The 15,869-nt window shown below is 64.9% G+C and carries 14 protein-coding genes; 2 read left to right on the top strand and 12 right to left on the bottom strand.

All coding sequences use genetic code 11. From position 1 onward, the window contains the following. The first annotated feature begins 216 nt into the window (after positions 1-216). Complete coding sequence (locus AB7C87_RS19845; protein ID WP_369731246.1) at positions 217-1,482, top strand: polysaccharide lyase; 1,266 nt, start codon at positions 217-219, stop codon at positions 1,480-1,482. A gap of 66 nt (positions 1,483-1,548) precedes the next feature. Here the strand turns inward: AB7C87_RS19845 and AB7C87_RS19840 are convergent, their stop codons facing one another. The 6 genes from AB7C87_RS19840 to AB7C87_RS19815 all read right to left on the bottom strand — a co-directional run bounded on the left by AB7C87_RS19840 (position 1,549) and on the right by AB7C87_RS19815 (position 8,098). After that, the gene (locus AB7C87_RS19840; RefSeq protein WP_369731245.1) at positions 1,549-2,448 is read right to left on the bottom strand and encodes a PhzF family phenazine biosynthesis protein; all 900 of its coding nucleotides are present in this window, start codon (positions 2,446-2,448) and stop codon (positions 1,549-1,551) included. Between the two features lie 91 nt (positions 2,449-2,539). Next, positions 2,540-3,970 carry an MATE family efflux transporter gene (locus tag AB7C87_RS19835; protein ID WP_369731244.1) on the bottom strand — a complete coding sequence of 477 codons (1,431 nt, stop codon included), beginning with the start codon at positions 3,968-3,970 and terminating at the stop codon, positions 2,540-2,542. Between the two features lie 153 nt (positions 3,971-4,123). After that, positions 4,124-4,981, bottom strand: a complete 858-nt coding sequence (locus AB7C87_RS19830; protein ID WP_369731243.1) for a hypothetical protein — start codon at positions 4,979-4,981, stop codon at positions 4,124-4,126. Positions 4,982-5,056: 75 nt separating this feature from the next. After that, entirely contained in the window at positions 5,057-6,511 is a 1,455-nt protein-coding gene (gene thiC / locus AB7C87_RS19825; protein ID WP_369731242.1) for a phosphomethylpyrimidine synthase ThiC, read from the bottom strand. Positions 6,512-6,761: 250 nt separating this feature from the next. Beyond that, positions 6,762-6,956 carry a hypothetical protein gene (locus AB7C87_RS19820; RefSeq protein WP_369731241.1) on the bottom strand — a complete coding sequence of 65 codons (195 nt, stop codon included), beginning with the start codon at positions 6,954-6,956 and terminating at the stop codon, positions 6,762-6,764. After that, on the bottom strand, positions 6,953-8,098 hold the full coding sequence (locus AB7C87_RS19815; RefSeq protein WP_369731240.1) for a trypsin-like serine protease: 1,146 nt from the start codon (positions 8,096-8,098) through the stop codon (positions 6,953-6,955). Before AB7C87_RS19815 ends, AB7C87_RS19820 begins: the two co-directional genes overlap by 4 nt. Positions 8,099-8,227: 129 nt before the next feature. On the opposite strand from AB7C87_RS19815, the gene AB7C87_RS19810 reads away from it, so the two are divergent. Beyond that, positions 8,228-8,926: a phosphoribosyltransferase gene (locus AB7C87_RS19810; protein ID WP_369731239.1), complete on the top strand. Its 699-nt coding sequence runs from the start codon at positions 8,228-8,230 to the stop codon at positions 8,924-8,926. A gap of 22 nt (positions 8,927-8,948) precedes the next feature. On the opposite strand, the gene AB7C87_RS19805 is transcribed toward AB7C87_RS19810, so the two are convergent. The 6 genes from AB7C87_RS19805 to AB7C87_RS19780 all read right to left on the bottom strand — a co-directional run bounded on the left by AB7C87_RS19805 (position 8,949) and on the right by AB7C87_RS19780 (position 15,527). Continuing rightward, a complete protein-coding gene (locus AB7C87_RS19805) occupies positions 8,949-11,525 on the bottom strand; it encodes a heavy metal translocating P-type ATPase (protein ID WP_369731238.1) in 2,577 nt (858 codons plus the stop codon). Positions 11,526-11,585: 60 nt separating this feature from the next. After that, positions 11,586-13,025 (bottom strand): MATE family efflux transporter, encoded by a 1,440-nt coding sequence (locus tag AB7C87_RS19800; RefSeq protein WP_369731237.1) that lies wholly within the window; start codon positions 13,023-13,025, stop codon positions 11,586-11,588. A gap of 365 nt (positions 13,026-13,390) precedes the next feature. Continuing rightward, positions 13,391-14,635: an RNA-guided endonuclease InsQ/TnpB family protein gene (locus tag AB7C87_RS19795; protein WP_369731236.1), complete on the bottom strand. Its 1,245-nt coding sequence runs from the start codon at positions 14,633-14,635 to the stop codon at positions 13,391-13,393. Continuing rightward, a complete protein-coding gene (locus tag AB7C87_RS19790; protein WP_005578727.1) occupies positions 14,635-14,757 on the bottom strand; it encodes a hypothetical protein in 123 nt (40 codons plus the stop codon). The genes AB7C87_RS19795 and AB7C87_RS19790 overlap by 1 nt, the downstream gene beginning before the upstream one ends. Positions 14,758-14,910: 153 nt before the next feature. After that, entirely contained in the window at positions 14,911-15,132 is a 222-nt protein-coding gene (locus AB7C87_RS19785; protein WP_369731235.1) for a hypothetical protein, read from the bottom strand. An 11-nt stretch (positions 15,133-15,143) separates the two neighbouring features. Continuing rightward, the gene (locus AB7C87_RS19780) at positions 15,144-15,527 is read right to left on the bottom strand and encodes a VOC family protein (protein ID WP_369731234.1); all 384 of its coding nucleotides are present in this window, start codon (positions 15,525-15,527) and stop codon (positions 15,144-15,146) included. Positions 15,528-15,869 lie beyond the last annotated feature (342 nt).

Raw genomic sequence — 15,869 nt, 5'->3', positions numbered from 1 at the left:
GTTCCGTATATTTTCACGTTCGATGACGTCACGTTGGGCCGTCGCGGCTCCGAATCGGGTGGACGACTCACGGCGATTATAGATGTGCGTAAAAATAATATATTGTCGTTTGAAATAATCGTAGTCATGGAAGGGACGTTTCACCGACGGAGACGATCGAGGAGGACGTGTGACCTACAATCGACCCGGTCGACAACGGTGTGGTGAGATCGAGTGGTGGAGAAGACGCCGAATCACGAACTCCACAGGTACGAACGGGGCGACACCGACTGGACGCACGCGCCCGACATGGCGACGATCGAGGAGCGCCTCGTCGTTCGTGATTCTGAACACGCCCGCTTCGAGTACGAACCACACCCTGCGGCGACGTTCATCGCCACCGATACCGGCGCCGTCTACGACGGAGACGGGACCGAGTGGAACCTGGCGACGAGAGGCGTCGGCGCGTTCGAGGCCGACGAGGCGACCGTCGGCCGACTCGAGACGCTGGATGCACTGAGCGTTCCGACATACGAGGACACGGCGGAGATGCTCGAGGCCACCGGCGAGGAGGGTGGCTACGTCGGTATCGTCGGCGACGAACTGGCGGTCGTCGTCGACGGCGAACGGACCGATCACACGGGAGACGACGAAACCGGTGGGGACGACGACGGAAACGATATTCCGTACGTCACGCGGACCGACGACGGATACGTGTACGTGGCATTCGACGACGACGCCCACATTCGAGACGAGGGTGAAGACTGGGAGGGGTACCACGAGATCATCGACGATCCGGTCGACGACGGGAAGGTGCTTCGAATCGGCATTCCGGAGATCGGCGAGACGTACGGCGCTTCCTGGCGCTACTACGTCGAGGATTTCGTCGGCCAGGAGACGGTCGAAAACGCCCACGTCCGGTATCACGTCTACCACCCGCCGGAGTTCGAATTTTACGAGCAATCGAGCGTCGGCGGCTCGAAACTTCCGGGGCTCTCGGATCGCGAGCACGGCGCCGCGTGGGGTGGACGCAACCCACGCGACGAAGACAGAGACGGCTGGACGGCACGAATGAACACCGTCAAACCGACGCACAGCTGGGCGACGGCGGATGCGCCGGGACTCTATACGATCCTGTCTCACTACGACGGCGGCGACGGCTACGAGGCCGGCGGAGACGACGGATCGAACTCGGGGGACTACACGGACGCCGTCGGTGGCGGTCCACTCGAGCCGGGATTCGACGCGTGGCACCAGGTCGACCAGTACGTCGAGATGAACACGCCCGGCGAGAGGGACGGAACCCTTCGGGTCTGGATCGACGGCGAGTTCGCCTACGAGAGAGACGACGTCATGTACCGCGACGAGGACGCGAAGTTCCTCGGCGTTCGCTCGCTGTGGTGGAACATCTACTACGGCGGAAGCTGGGGCGCCCAGCGCAAGGATGAGTGGCTCGCGTTTCGCGACCTCGAGATCTGGTGGGAACAGGGACCACAGCTCTGAGCGGAATTGCCCACCGGACCGCGACCCACCTGCAATCGAGAACGTCGTCCGATCCGGCTTCGACTATCACGCCTCGAGTATCTCGTCTTCGTCATCCTCGGGGACGACGAGCGAGCCGTCGAGGACGGTGACGCCGCGGCCGCCGACGCGGACCGACGGCTCGAGGCGAACGCGGACGACGCCCGGCCGATCGACGTAGTGGCCCTGCTCGAGGCGCATCTCCTCGGGCGTCTCGTCGTCGAACGCGCCGAAGTGATCGAGGTACGCACAGACCGCACCGCTTGCCGTCCCCGTCACGGGATCCTCCGGAACGCCGGCACCGGGTGCGAACATCCGCCCGTGCAGGGTCGACTCGGCCTCGAGCGCGTCGAATGAGAAGAGGTAGACGCCGGTGGCATCGACGGCGTCGGCGAGTTCCGCGAGTGCGGCCATATCCGGTCGCGCGCTCCCGACGTCCGAGAGGTACGTAATCGGCGCGATCAGGAAGGGGAGTCCGGTCGACGCCACCGCTAGCGGCAGGTCGGCGCTGGCACCCTCGAGGGCGGCCCGATCGACGCCGAGCGCGTCTGCGACCCGGCCGTAGCCGACCTCGACCTCGCGGACGTCTGGCGCGTCCTGGGTCATCCAGACCGTGCCGTTTTCGGCGACGTCGATCTCGAGGACGCCGACGTTCGTCTCGAGGGTCGTCGTCCCCGGCTCGAGGCCCTCCTCGTGGAGGTGTGCAAACGAGCCGATCGTCGCGTGTCCACAGAGGTCGACCTCCTGGCTCGGCGTGAAGTAGCGGATTCGGTAGTCGGCCCCGTCGCTTTCCCGCAGGAAGGCCGTCTCGCTGACGGCCATCTCGTCGGCGATCGCCTGCATCTGGCTTTCGGAGAGTCCGTCAGCGTCGGGGACGACACCCGCAGGGTTGCCGGTACACGGCTCGTCGGTGAACGCGTCGACCTGGACGATCCGAGTCGTATGCATACGCGGTGATGAAACGGAACGCCCTTCGCTCTTTTCACTCCGCTCGAAAGCGGGCGGCGGACGGACGGCGACTCGAGCGGCCGAATCGGCGTTAGTCGTCGCTCGGCACGTCAGCGCTCGGCGACTCGAGACGCCCGTCCGACGCGAGATCGCCGCCACGCCACGTTCCCCGCTGGAACCAGGCCACGGCGACGACCGCGCCGACCAGGTGGGAGACGGCGAAGGAGAGCCAGATCCCCGTCGGTCCGATCGCACCTGCTGCGATCCAGGCGACGGGGAGCTGGACGACGCCGAACGCGAGGATGACGAGCGCCGCGGCGCTCGAGGTCATCCCGGCACCGCGGAAGCCGCCCATGTAGACGTACATGGCGCCGAAGAGACCGAACGTCGGCGCGACGTAGTAGAGAAACGTCGCGCCGGCGTCGATCACGGCGGGATCGGTCGTGAAGACGGCGACCAACGGCTCCGCGATCAGCGTCGAGAGCAGACCGATCGCCGTGAGCGTGACGAACAGAGCGATCGCGGCGACGCGGTTCGCCGCCGCGGCGCGGTCAGGGTTGCCCGCGCCGACGTTCTGTCCGGTCATCGTCTCGACGCCCTGTGAGAGTGCGATCGCGGGGAGGACGATCACCGAGAGGATTCGCGTGCCGATCCCGTAGGCCGCGATGACCGGCGTCGAGAACAACGCGACGATGACCAACAGGAGGTTGATCGACAGCGCTCGGCTGGCGCCCTCGAACGACGCCGGGAAGCCGAGCCTGACGAGTTTCCACCCGAACGAGAGATCGGGCGTCAGCTGGGAGAGTCGGATTCGCACGCCGCGGTAGCCGGCGAACATGATCCAGAGCCCGAGGACGAGCGTCACGCCCCGCGAGAAGATGGTCGCGTACGCCGCGCCGGCGATCCCGAGTTCGGGGAACGCACCGACGCCGAAGATCAACAACGGATCGAGGACGATGTTGATCGTCACCGAGACGAACATGATGAGCATCGGTGTCACCGTATCGCCGTAGCCACGCATGAGCGAGACGAACACGAAGAAGCCGAAGACGAACACCAGCCCGAGCGAGTAGATCCGCATGTACTCCGCCGCGGCCGCCACGACCGCGGGCTCGGCCCCGAACAGCGCGAGCAGATCTTCGACGACGAAGTAGCCGCCGACGCCGAGTACCAGCGAACCCAGAATCGAGAACGTGACCGTCTGGGAGGCCGCGTACTCCGCTTCGGCCTCCCGGCCGGCGCCGACGTACTGGGCGACGAGGATGCTTCCCGCCACCGACAGCCCCATCGCGACCGAGATCAACAGGAAGACGAGCGGAAAGGCGAAGCTGATCGCCGCGAGTTCGGTCGTCCCGTACCGACCGAGCCAGAACGTATCAGCGATGTTGTACGCCGTCTGGAGGACGTTCGTGACGATCAGCGGGATCGACAGGTACAGAAGTGGGCGAACGATCCCACCGGAGGTCAGATCCGGTTCCCACTCCGAGGAGAAGATTCTGCGCAGGTGCTCTCGAACCGTCATTCACTACCTCCGAGACGGAACGTCGCCCTCGAGAACGAGCGAGTCGATCGGCCGATCACACTGCTGACTAACTGGTCAGTCAGATAAGTATCTTCCGCTCGAGGGCTCGCAAACTGGGTCGTGAGAGGGGACCACAGCCCTCGAGGGGAGTGGCTACGCCGTCGCGCTCGAGCCCCCCGACCACTGCGTCCACAGCCGGTCGAGGCCGTACTCGAGCGCGCCGACGAACAGGGCGATTCCCAGGAAGACGAACCACGCGCCGACGTACAGGACGTGGGGATCGCCCGGACCGCTCACGTACTGCTGGGAGTGGACGCTGTTGACGAACAGGACGACCGCGACGGCCGTCGGCAGGGCCAGGTCGTGGCGAAGTAGCAAGTACGTGGGGACGGCGAACGCGACCACGCCGCCGAGTGCGCCCCAGACGTATATCCCAGATGGTCCGGTCATTCCCCAGCTACTGGCGATTCCCAGCGACGCGAGGGTGTGGACGAGACCGGCAATCACGGCGAGTATCCCTGCTCCACGTCGATCGCTCGGAATCGGGAGGTTGTGGGCCGGATCGGGAAGCCACCTGGTCCGCGCGCGAACGACGTGTTCCCAGAATCCGGCGAGGACCGCGCCCGCGAGCCACGCGTACCAGGCGGACACGTAGTGTGTGAGGTACAGCCCGTCGCTGACGACGGTGTGGCCGGTCGGTTCGTCGATCGCGGGTTCGATCTCTGCCACGTCCTGGAACGTCGGTGCCGGCGGCGTGAGTTCCCAGTAAAGCGCCAGTCCCACCAGCACGCCGACGACGACCAGCGGGACGACGAGTCGGTCCTCGAGGGCGAGCCAAACCGGGACCGCACCCAGCGCGATCAGGCCGCCGTAGCGGACGATCGACTCGAGGGGCGCGGCGAGCGTCGGGCCGGTGTCGTACCCCAGCCTGAGTGCAACGCCGACGAGGAGAGTGGCGTGAGCGATTCCGACGGCGACCGCGATGGCGGCGTGGAGGGCGCGCCGTTGCATATCGACTTCTCGAGGGAGGATCCTGTTAACCTTTTCTCACGTTCGGGTGCCGACGAGACGGACTCGCGAGCGCGATCAGTCGTCGCTCGGACTCTCGAGTGGCACGTCCTCGCCCGGGTCGTCGTCCAACCCGCCGTCGGACGTCGCACTCGTATCGTGCGTGCCGACCGGCGGTAGGTTCACCTCCGCCGCGGCCGAGGCCTCGAGGTCCGTTTTCGTCTCGAGGTGTTTCATTTCGCCGTCCGCGACGTCGCGGGCGTCCTGGTCGATCCGCATCGAACAGAACTCGACGCCACACATCGAGCAAAAGCGGGCCTCCTTGTAGTTGTCTCCGGGCAGGGTCTGGTCGTGATAGTTCCGGGCGCGGTCGGGGTCGAGCGCGAGGTTGAACTGCTCGCGCCAGTCGAAGGTGTATCGGGCCTCCGAGAGGGCGTCGTCCCAGTCTCGAGCGCCCGGTCGGCCGTTGGCCACGTCGCCGGAGTGGGCGGCGATCCGGTAGGCCGCGAGGCCGTCGCGGACGTCCTCCTCGTCGGGGAGGCCGAGGTGTTCTTTCGGCGTCACGTAACAGAGCATCGCCGCGCCGGCCTGGGCGGCCATCGCGGCGCCGATTGCGCTCGTGATGTGGTCGTAGCCGGGCGCGACGTCGGTCACGAGTGGACCAAGGACGTAGAACGGTGCGCCGTCGCAAACCTCCTGCTGGCGTTCGACGTTCTCCGCGACCTTGTGCATCGGGACGTGGCCGGGCCCCTCGACCATCACCTGGACGTCGTACTCCCAGGCGCGGCGCGTGAGTTCGCCCAGCGTGTCGAGTTCGGCGTACTGGGCCTCGTCGCAGGCGTCGGCCAGCGAGCCCGGCCGCAGGCTGTCGCCGAGGCTGAACGTGACGTCGTGTTCGGCGAAGATCTCACAGATTTCGTCGTAGACCTGAAATAGCGGGTTCTGATCGCCGTTTTCTTCCATCCACTTCGCCATGATCGAGCCGCCCCGCGAGACGATGCCGGTCTTGCGACCGTCGGTCAGCGGGAGGTGTTCCGCGAGGATACCGGCGTGGATCGTCATGTAGTCGACGCCCTGTTCGGCTTGTTTCTCGATGACCTCGAGCAACAGATCCGTCGTGATATCCTCCGGATTCTCTGCCTGCTTGACGGCCTCGTACAGCGGCACCGTCCCGATGGGTATCGGCGAGTGCTCGACGTGCGTCTCGCGAATCTCGTCTAAGTCGCCGCCGGTTCCGAGGTCCATCACCGTGTCCGCGCCGTAGTGGACGGCCGTGTGGAGCTTCTCGAGTTCGGTCTCGAGGTCGCTCGTGGTCTCGCTGTTGCCGATGTTGGCGTTGACCTTCGTCGAGAACTCGCGGCCGATGATCATCGCGTCCAGCGCGTCGTGGTTCCGGTTCGCCGGGATGACGGCCTGCCCCTGGGCGACCTGTTCACGGACGAACTCCGGATCGCGGTTCTCGCGTTCCGCGACGCGTTGTATCTCCTCGGTAACGGTGCCGTCTCGAGCCGCTGCGATCTGCGTCTTCGCCATCGATAACTAGGTTGTATGATCGAGTTATAAATAGTTATCTCGTTGTCTCGAGTCGAAACGAAGCCGCCCGTCCGACCGGTTCGGCTTGACACGGCAATCAACGAGCACGGGGACGATCCTGTCGCCGAAGGTCGAGGTATCCCGCGCGAAACAGACGAGCAAAACGTGGGCCCGATAACCGATCTCCGCGGGTGACCGATCGACAGAGGATCGGCGACCGGTGCCGAGTCGAGAAGAGTGACGATCGGAGCTACTCGAGGCGTCCGACCGGACCGCCGCGAACGTCGACCGCGAACGAGTCGCTCGTCTCCGCCGGAACCCGAACGGAGAGCGTCGCCGCGGCTCGCCCGCCGTCACCGGCCCCGTCGTCGATCGTCACCGTCGTCCGCTCGTCGCCGACGGTGAGCCAGTATTCGCCTGGTTCGCCCGTGATCGTCGCGGTCATCTCGACGGTCTCGCCCGCCGGATCTCGTCGGCGAACTCGAGAGACTCGAGCGTCGGCTCGGGCGCCTCGAGGTCGACGGAGACGGTGTGGTCCATCGCGGTCGCGTAGACCGGCACGTCCGCGGACTCGTCGCCTCTCCGTTCGCCGCTTCCCCGTTCGTCGCTTGTACCGTCGTCGGGTTCGGCCGCCAGCACCTCCACCCCGAGTTCGGCCTCGACGGTCGCGATCCGGTTGCAAATCGTCTGTTCGGCGGAGCCGGCGAACAGCAATCCGACGAGTTCGCCGTCCTCGAGGAAGACCGGCGAGCCGCTGTCTCCGGGTTCGGACATGTAGCCAGTGACGAGCTGGTCGCGGAATAAGATGGAGCCCCGCTCGCCGAAGTCGACGCGGACGCTCGCGCTCGTGGCCTCCACCTCGGCGCTCGTGACGGCCGTCGTTCGGCCGGTCTTCGTGACCGTCTCCCCGCGGAGGTCGTCGTACCCCTCGCGGCGAACGCCGGTCGGCCACGACTCCTCGAGTTCGTAGTAGGATTCCGACTCCTGCTCCCGGTCGACGGACCGCGCGGCGACGTCGACGAGCGCACCGTCCTCGATGGGGACGTATCCGACGAGTTCGCCGACTTCGTCGTCGGGTCCGCCGCTGTCCTCCGGCGACGGCTGGCGGATCGCCTCGCCGAAGTCGGCGGCGTCCGATCGTGCGTAGACGTGGTTGTTCGACAGCCGGACGAGGTCGCCCGGTTCGACGTCGTCGGCCCAGGCGCCGTTCGCGCCGGCCGCCTCCGCGACTCGAGCCGGGTACGGCCCGCCGGTCCCGGCCGTCGAGTTCGCGTTGATCTCGCTGACACCCGCAGGGATGGGTCGGTGGCGTTCCTGACGGCCGTGGGCGGCTTCCGGAACCGGCTCGAGGATCGACAGGGCGTCGAACCCCTCTTTGGTCTCGCCGTAGCCCACGTCGACGACGCGTACGGCGACGTCGTCGCCCGCGTCCGTAAGGCGTGTCTCGACGTCGTCCGCGTCGCCGAGAACGCTTCGAGGACGCTTCTGCGAGACGAACACCGTCACCCGGTGGTCGTCCTCGTCGTAGTCGACGCCGATCACGTTCTCGCACTCGAGGAGGTACTCGTAGTCCCGCGTGGAAGGCATCCCCTTACCGTTCTGCGTTCTGATGGTTATAGCTATGGGTCATTATCGGACGACAATCCGTTCCGGCGGTGACGGCTATTCAGCCCACTTATGATGGTGGCGCACCCTCACTCGAGTAGGTGGCCACCAGTGTCCGAGTTACCGGACGATTTCGATTGTACGATTACCAACTGGGAGTACATTTACAGCCTGTGTCGGGACGTCAGCGACGAGGTTCGTCACGACGAGTTCGAACCGGACGTCATCGTCGCGCTGGCCCGTGGCGGCTGGTTTGCGGGTCGATGCCTCTGTGATTTCCTCGGGATGGACGATCTGACGAGCCTGAAGATGGAACACTACGTCGGTACCGCCGAGAAGACCGGCGAGCCGACGGTTCGCTACCCGATGCCGGAGGGAAGCGTCGAGGGGAAAGACGTCCTCATCATCGACGATATCGCCGACACCGGCGGCTCGATCGAGCGCGCCGACGAGTACGTCGACGACCGCGGCGCAGACGAGGTCCGCACCGCGACGCTTCAACTCCTCCAGACCAGCGAGTTCGAACCGGACTACGTCGGCGAACGGTTAGAGGAGTGGACCTGGATCGTCTACCCCTGGAACTTCATCGAGGACATGATCGACCTGATCACTGGCGCGATGGAGCGAGCCGACCAGGAGACGTTCTCCCAGGACGAGATCCGTCACTTCCTCGCCGAGTACCACAGTATCGAGCGAATCGAGATGGAAATCGCCCAGCCCAACCGGATACCTGAGGTTCTCTCGGAGATGCAACGGCGCGAACTCGTCGAGGTGCGACGCCCCGACGAGTGGGCGTTGCTCGAGGAGTGAGCGCTCTGTCCATGCCACACACTCAACGGTCGACGAGCGCTCTCGATGCGTTTCCGGCGACGAACGTGGCGCTCACGACTGCGGCGGCCGTCACGAACAGCGGATTCAACAGACCAGCGACCGCGAGCGGGATCGTGACGGCGTTGTAGACGAGTGCCAGTCCCAGATTCTGTCTGAGCCGACCGCGCGCGGCGCTCGCGAGGTCGAACGCACGCTCGACGGTTCGGAGTTCCTCGTCGACGATCGCGAGGTCGGCCGCATCGGACGCGAGCGCAGTTCCGCCGCCCAGCGAGATGCCGAGATCTGCCTCCGCGAGTGCTGGTGCGTCGTTCGTCCCGTCGCCGACCATTGCGACCTGACCTTCACCTTTCAGCCGTTCGATCGCGGCAGTCTTTCCGTTCGGAGGGACTGCCGCGAAGACGTGATCGACGCCGGGGTGGTCCTCGAAGCGTTCGGTCGCCGGTTCGGCGTCACCGGTCAACACGACGACGTCGACGCCACGTTCGTAGAGGCTCGCCACCGTCCGTTCCCAGTCTCCCCGAGGCTCGTCACCGACGACGATCAGTCCCTCGACGCGGCCGTCGCGGCCGACGACCACCGGCAGTCCACCGTTTTCTCGCGCCCGTTCGATCCGCGCTTCCAGGACGGGCTCGAGCCCGCCCGTCCGTTCTCGAACGAGGTCGGGGTGACCGACGACGACTCGCTCGTCCGCGACGATCCCTTCGACGCCGGTCGCGTGGCTCCGGAACTCACCAACGTCGGTCGCCCGTGTGACGTCGCTTCCACCGGTAGCCGCCCCGTCGGATCTGTCGGCGTTCGAGCCGTCGTTCAACTGGGTCGATCCGTTCGTCCCCCGCCTGGTTCGCTCGTCCCCACCGGGGGTCTCGCCGCCGAAGGCATCGGCGATCGCTTCGGCCACCGGATGGGACGAGTGGCCCTCGAGTGCCGCCGCCGCGGCTAACAGCTCCTCCGGCGCGTCGGCCTCGCGGACGGTCATCTCGCCGGTCGTGAGCGTCCCGGTCTTGTCGAAGACGACGACGTCGACGTCGCGGAGCCGCTCGAAGACGGTCTCGTCGAAGACGACGATCCCCCGATCGATCGACTCGCGGACGCTCGCGGCGACCGTGACCGGCGTGGCGAGTGCGAGCGCCCACGGGCTCGCGACGACGACCGCCAGGAGTACCGTGGTCGTGACGCCGGTCACACCCGCGCCGGCCGCATACCGGACGACGCCCGCAAGGACCGCCGCGCCGAGGACGACCGGCACGAGCCTCGCCGCGAGCGCATTCCCGTGGCGCGTCATCCCGTGGGTTGCACTCTGGACGTCCCAGACGGTCTCCGTGAGCTGATCGAGGCGGCTCGTCGGCGCTCCGCCTACGTCGACCACCGCACTTCCGTCGACGACGAGCGAGCCGCCGACCACGGCCTCGCCCGGGGCCACCGACACCGGTAACGACTCCCCCGTCACGACCGCCTCGTCGACGGTACACTCGCTCTCGAGTAGGGTACCGTCGATCGGCATCCGCTCCCCCTCGCGGACGAGAACTCGATCGCCGGCCTCGAGTTTCCCGACCGGAACCGACCGCGTCGATCCGTCCGTTGCCAGTCGCCGCGCCTCGTCGACCTGCGAAACCGTCAGATCGACGAGTTGGTCCATCGAGCGTCGTTTGACGATCGCGTCGGCGAAGACTGCGGCCATCACCAGCGCGGCGACGACGATCGTCAGATCGTAATAGACGTCGATCCGCCCGATCGCGAGCGAGAACGTACCGTAGACGTACGCGGCGAGGATCGTGAGCGCGGCGAGCAGGTGGGCGTTCGGCTGGCGCAGTTTCAAGCCGACGTACGCTCCCCGGAGGAGGGGCCAACCGGTCAACAGGAGTACCGCGCCGGTCAGCACGAACAATACCGGGAGAAACAGGGCTCCCTCGAGGGACGCGAACGCGCGCTGGTAGTGAGCTAACACGCCGCGACTCGAGTACGCCGAGAGGTAGACCGGGTAAAACACCGTCGCGTACGGGACCAGGAGGAACGTACCGAAGACGACGCCGGCGACGTAGCGCATCTCGAGGACGTCGTCGCTCCGGCGCTTTCGAACTCCGCTCATCTCCCGGGATCGACGGGTTCTGCCGGTCGACTGATCGTCGGTATCGCCAGCCGCCGGCCGATCCTCGAGGTCGGCTTCCTCGCGTCGGTAGGCGGTGTACCCGAGCCGACTCACCGCCCCCTCGAGTTCGGTCTCGGGGATTCGGTCGGGATCGTGATCGACGGCCAGCGCTTGCGCGACGTAGCTCGCCTCGGCGCGTTCGACGCCCTCGGTCGACTCTGCGATCGACTCGAGGTACGCCTCACAGGTCGCCGAGTGCATTCCGTCGACCCGAAGGTGGGTTCGCTCGAGGTGACCGTCTCCCGTCTCCTCGCCGCACTCGTCGTTTGTCGAATTCGTTCGCTCGCTCGAACGAGCCGGAAGCGCCTCGTCGACGTCCCGACAGCCGGTCGAACAGAACCGCGTGCCCGTCGCTGTCTCGATCGTGCTCGTCGAGTCTGAAAGCGGCGCTCGACAGAGCGAACACCGCCGTTCGGGCTGTCGGTCGTCCACGTCGGACGTCCGCGCTCGAGTGCAATAACCGTGGTCGTCGCTCGGCGAAACCGAGGGAGACTACTCCGCGATCGACTCGCCGTCGGGTGGGGCGGGCTCGTCGCGGCCGCCGTCGTCGAGTATCGACGATTTCCACGTGCCACGGGTGAACCAGGCGGTCGCTGTGAGTGCGGCGACGAGGTCGCCGACGACGACGCCGAGCCAGATGCCGGTCTCGCCCCAGCCGGCGACGAAGACGAGGTAGGCGGTGATCGGCAGTCGGGCGATCCACAGGCCGAGGACGGCGAAGACCAGCGCCGTCTTCGTGTTGCCGGCGCCACGGAACGCACCCAGGATCACCTGGAGGACGCCCATGAAGACGAACGCGAACGCCGCGATCCGGAGGTAGTCGACGCCGTGAGCGATCGTCTCCGCGCGGCCGACCTCCTCGGCCGTCATGAACACCGAGACGAACGGCTCCGGAAAGAGGAAGGCGACGAGCCCCGCGACCGCCATGATCGAGCCGACGACGCCGACACCGAGCCACGTCGCCCGCTCCGCTCGCTCGGGTTTGTCCGCACCGAGGTTCTGGCCGACGATCGAGTCCATCGCCTGGCCCATCCCCAGCGCCGGGAGGAACGCGAGCGAGATCAGCCGGTTGCCCAGTCCGTAGGCCGCCACGACCGCCGGGGGGAACGTCACGACGATCGCCGTCATCGCGACCAACGCGAGTGCCGTCATCGACTGCTCGATCGACGTCGGGACGCCCAGCCGCGTAATCTCGGCGACGTACTCGAGACGCGGCTCGAGGTGTTCGGGCTGGATGTCGGGGCCGACGTCGGTGTAGTAGAGGAGATAGAAGCCCAGCCCGGTCGCGACACCCCGAGAGATGACGGTCGCGACCGCCGCGCCGGCGACCTCGAGGCGGGGAACCGGACCGACGCCGAAGATCAGAATCGGGTCGATGACGAGGTTGATGACGACGCTGACGGCCATCACGCGCATCGGTGCGCGGGTGTTGCCAAAGCCTCGCATGAGTGCGACGAAGACGAAAAAGCCGAAGACGAACGGGAGCCCGAGGAAGAAGATCCGCAGGTAGTCGGCGGCCAGCGGAATAATCTCGGCTTCGGTATCGCCCTGGGCAGGGAGAAGTGCGAGCATCGGATCTGTCGCGAAAAAGCCGACGATGCCGAGACAGATCGCGACCAGCGAGACGAACGAGAGCGTCTGTCCGGCGATGAGGCCGTCTTCGTTGCTCTCGGCGCCCGTGTGCTGGGCGATGAGGATCGCACCCGCGGTCGTAAAGCCGCCACCGAGTGCGATCATCAAGAACAGAAGCGGGAACGCGAGGCTCACCGCAGCTACCGCGTCGGGTGAGAGCGCGCCAAGCCAGAAGGTGTCGCCGACGTTGTAGGCCACTTGCAGCAACTGAATCACGACGAGCGGCCAGGCCAGCATGAACATCGGTCGGACGAGCGATCCCTCGGTGAGATTACTCGCGGCCGACTCCGCGGAGGACATACACGTACAGTGAGTGGGTGGCCTACTTTATGTCTCGTGAGATGTGATATCTCCACTCAATGTGGTGTGATTCGTGTCTCACAAACGGTGGGATCGCTACGCCGGGTCACTCGAGGGCGTCGTACGCAGTGGCTCATACGGACTGCTGTAACTGTTTATCGCCCCACCCGGCCCCGTCTCCGGGTGCGACGGTACTGACGTACAGTAGACCGTATCACTCCGCCGCTTGCTCGAGGAAAACCCCCAGATCCACGTTCTGGACGTCGTCCAGCGACTCGAATTTCAGGTGGCGGCGTGATTCCCCACTTCCCTCCAGTAACTCGTCGGGATCGTCGAAACGGTGCCCCTCGGTGAACTACCCCACCCTACTCGCTCACGGCTGACGCCGTTCGCTCCTTGAGGGTGGGGCTTCCTGCCTCCACGACGCGCTTTGCAGGAACCGAGGTGGTTCCCGTAGGGAGCGCAGTCTCCACAGGCGTTGATTCGGAGCGTCCCGCTCCTACCTGCTTGATCCCGCGAGAAAGAATGTTCCAGGCCGCGTTCCAGTCCCGATCGGCGGTGAACCCGCACGACGGACAGGCGTGTTCGCGGACCCACAGCGGTTTCTCGCTCGACACACCGCAGGCCGCACACTCTTTGGTCGTTCCAGCCGGATCGACGGCCACGAAGCGCGTTCCTTCGCGTTCGCACTTGTACTCGAGCATCTGAAGGAACGTCCCCCACGCTGCTCCAGCACGGTTCCGAGAGTTGCCGTCAAGTTCGACCAAGCCTTTTGCGTCAAGGTCTTCGACCGCGACGAGATCGTACTCTCGAGCGTAGTAGTTCGAGAGCTTGTGAAGGAAGTCTCGGCGCTTGTTCTTCAGATCGGCGTGACACTCGGCCACGCGACGGCGTTGCTTCTCGTAGTTGTTCGAGCCGTGATCTTTGCGCGAGAGTTTTCGTTGCTCTCGCTCGAGCCGTTCGCGTTCGTCCGAGAGGTCAACCGATTCGACCGCGTGACCATCGGTGTCGTGGGCGTACTTCAGGATGCCTACGTCGATCCCGACAACGTTTTTCAGCCGGTCGGGTTTCTCCGGCAGCTCTCGGTCAACTTCGACACCAAAGGTGGCGAACCACTCTCCCGTCGGTTCCTTCTTGAGCGTGACCTGTTTGAGTGCGGCGTCGTCGGGGATTTCTCGGTGGAGTCGGATCGGAATATCTGCGAGTTTCGAGAGTGACAGGACAGTCTGACCGCCCTTCTTGTCGAGCTTGAAGCCAGACTGGTTGTACGTGAAACTGCGGAACTCGCGTGGTGGCTTCCACTTGATTTGGCCGACTCCGTAGCCGTTTTGCTTGAGCGCAGAAAGGCTACTGAGGTTGTCGAACAGTCGTTCGACGACGGTTTGAAGAACTTTCGAGTACACGTCATTGAGGTCGTCCCACCACTTTTTGAGGTCAGGTAGCTCCGACCGAAGCGTGGTCATGGACGGTAGTTCGCCGTGGTTCTCTCGGTACTCGTTGAGGCGATAGCGAGTGTGATTGTATAGTTGCCTACAGATATCGCGGTGGCGGTCCAACTCCTTGCGTTGGGCGTCAGACGGCTCGAGGCGATACTTGTAGGCGTAGTACATCAGCTCTCGCGTTCCTCGATTAGTTCGTCGAGTTTCTCTTGAACGAACGACGAGAGATTCAGGTGGTTGTCCTGAACCCACTCGTGTTGGTCCTCTCGGAGAGTAATTGTGGTCCGTTTCATCGTATGCAAAATATATACTCTATGCAAAAACATTTGCGACTCCGTGGGCCTGTGGGCCTGCCATCGAATCGTGTATGAAAACCGTGCGGCGCTGTATCCCCTCCCTGCTCGCGCCTTCGGCGCTCGCTGAGGAAGGGGGCTTAGCGCCTCGATTCAGCTAAATTCGACCGTCACGTGATGGGTGTGGACGAAAACCGCGCCGAAATCCTCCTCGAGCGAGAACATGATCCCGCCGTACATCATTCGCTCGTCGGCGTCGGGATAGTGCTCGAAGACGGTCCGTCGAACCGCCTCGAGGATCTCCGGTGTGTCGTCGTCTCGCACCACGACGTCCTCGATGAACGTTTGGACCTCGGAATCTTCCGATTCGATCATGACTCCGATAGCTATTCGGCAAAGCCCAGAACGTACCCGTTGTTGTCCCGAATGTAGTACTCGCGCATGCCGTACCAGGCGGTCGTGGGCGCTGTCACGACCTCGACGTCGGCTTTCGTCTCGTCGTAAAACTCGTCGACGTTCTCCGTCTCGATGTACAGGCAAACTGATCCACCGACGGACGCATCCGCAAACGCCGGTACGTCGTCTTTTAGACTCTCCGATTTCTGAACCATGATTTCGACCCCGCCGTTTTTCATCTGCGCATAGACGACCCCATCGTCTCCGCGACAGTCCGTGCGGATCTCGTCTTCGGTTTCGGAGACGGCCATCACGACCTCGAACCCGAGGACGTCCTCGTAAAATTCGACCGTTTCGGCTACGTCTGTTACCATCAGGTTCGGCGTTAATTTTTCCATCTTCGACTCCTGTTCTGACATGAAACGCAATTCGTTCGTCCGATATTTGTGTTCTCCGGTGGCCGGCACCGCTCTCGAGGAGTCGCTCGAACGACGCCGCGCTCTCGCCTCGGCCTTGTAGTGTCCGCTCGCTCGAGGCCTTCGCGGCCTGCCAGCAGACGGCCAACCCGACGAGAAACAGGAGCACACCGATCCACGGAGAGCCGAGAAATCCCGGCGCGAAAAGGAGGGAGACGAGAATCCACCACCACAACAGCGCGAATCCGGCGTGATTTGCGAGACTGTGAAGCCCCTCTTCCGCGCTCTGGTGGCGACCCG

The organism is Natrarchaeobius versutus, from assembly GCF_041205745.1.
Lineage (GTDB): Archaea > Halobacteriota > Halobacteria > Halobacteriales > Natrialbaceae > Natrarchaeobius > Natrarchaeobius versutus.
The sequence above is the reverse complement of the archived record's forward strand: the minus strand, read 5'-3'. Positions and strand labels throughout refer to the sequence as shown.

Coding starts and splice junctions, on each gene's coding strand:
- AB7C87_RS19785 (WP_369731235.1), bottom strand. CDS start 15,132: ATGATCGAATCGGAAGATTCCGAGGTCCAAACGTTCATCGAGGACGTC.
- AB7C87_RS19840 (WP_369731245.1), bottom strand. CDS start 2,448: ATGCATACGACTCGGATCGTCCAGGTCGACGCGTTCACCGACGAGCCG.
- AB7C87_RS19835 (WP_369731244.1), bottom strand. CDS start 3,970: ATGACGGTTCGAGAGCACCTGCGCAGAATCTTCTCCTCGGAGTGGGAA.
- AB7C87_RS19820 (WP_369731241.1), bottom strand. CDS start 6,956: ATGACCGCGACGATCACGGGCGAACCAGGCGAATACTGGCTCACCGTC.
- AB7C87_RS19795 (WP_369731236.1), bottom strand. CDS start 14,635: ATGTACTACGCCTACAAGTATCGCCTCGAGCCGTCTGACGCCCAACGC.
- AB7C87_RS19800 (WP_369731237.1), bottom strand. CDS start 13,025: ATGTCCTCCGCGGAGTCGGCCGCGAGTAATCTCACCGAGGGATCGCTC.
- thiC (WP_369731242.1), bottom strand. CDS start 6,511: ATGGCGAAGACGCAGATCGCAGCGGCTCGAGACGGCACCGTTACCGAG.
- AB7C87_RS19790 (WP_005578727.1), bottom strand. CDS start 14,757: ATGAAACGGACCACAATTACTCTCCGAGAGGACCAACACGAGTGGGTT.
- AB7C87_RS19815 (WP_369731240.1), bottom strand. CDS start 8,098: ATGCCTTCCACGCGGGACTACGAGTACCTCCTCGAGTGCGAGAACGTG.
- AB7C87_RS19830 (WP_369731243.1), bottom strand. CDS start 4,981: ATGCAACGGCGCGCCCTCCACGCCGCCATCGCGGTCGCCGTCGGAATC.
- AB7C87_RS19780 (WP_369731234.1), bottom strand. CDS start 15,527: ATGGTAACAGACGTAGCCGAAACGGTCGAATTTTACGAGGACGTCCTC.